1 pseudogene is annotated in these 915 nt (G+C 40.3%); it reads right to left on the reverse strand.

The annotated features are described in order from the left end of the window. Positions 1-72 precede the first annotated feature (72 nt). Positions 73-825: pseudogene (locus ACQKNS_RS27150) on the reverse strand (DNA-directed RNA polymerase subunit alpha); the annotation flags it as partial. Between the last annotated feature and the right edge of the window lie 90 nt (positions 826-915).

Genomic DNA, 915 nt, shown 5'->3' on the forward strand with positions numbered 1-915 from the left:
GGATGGATGAGTATTCTTGAATTTCCCCCTGAAAGTTTAAGAAAGCCCGCCTATTGGCGAGCCATTTGTAAGTCAGAGGTTGTTAAGTGATTTACGTCCTAGATTACGTACTTTCATCATATCTTCTTCCGTTTTATGAGCTAGCTCTTGTACGGTATTGATTCCAGCACGTTTCAAGCAGTTGTAAGAACGAACAGAAAGGTCTAATTCTTCGATGGTCATCTCAAGAACTTTTTCTTTTTGATCTTCTTCTTTTTCAACCATGATTTCAGCATTTTGAGCTTCATCGGTCAAACCAACAAAGATATTTAAATGCTCTGTTAAAATCTTAGCTCCAAGTGCTACCGCTTCTTGCGGACCAGTACTGCCATCAGTCCAAACATCGAACGTTAACTTGTCAAAGTTAGACAACTGTCCAACACGTGTATTTTCAACTTGGAAAGATACGCGTGAAACTGGAGTGTAAAGAGCATCGATTGGAATTACACCAATTGGTTGGTCTTCTCTCTTGTTTTGAACAGCAGGAGTGTAGCCGCGGCCGCGACGTGCAGATAAACGCATACGCATATGACCGTTTTTACCAATTGTAGCAATATATAAATCCGGATTAAGAATTTCTACATCACTATCATGAGTGATATCAGCAGCCGTGATGACTCCGTCACCTTGAACGTCAATTTCCAGCGTCTTCTCTTCATCAGAGTAAATCTTTAGAGCTAGTTTTTTCACATTAAGAATGATAGATGTTACATCTTCCACGACGCCTTCAATTGTTGAGAACTCATGTAGCACTCCATCAATTTGTATAGCTGTGACAGCAGCACCTCGTTAAAGGAAGGGTTAGGACCAAATAATCTAGATCTTTTACAAATTCACCCCATTGATCTGGAGTAAAGTGGCTATCCACTAGAGTTG

Origin of the sequence: Peribacillus sp. NPDC094092 (assembly GCF_050279365.1) — a bacterium.
In the GTDB taxonomy this organism is placed as follows: domain Bacteria; phylum Bacillota; class Bacilli; order Bacillales; family DSM-1321; genus Peribacillus.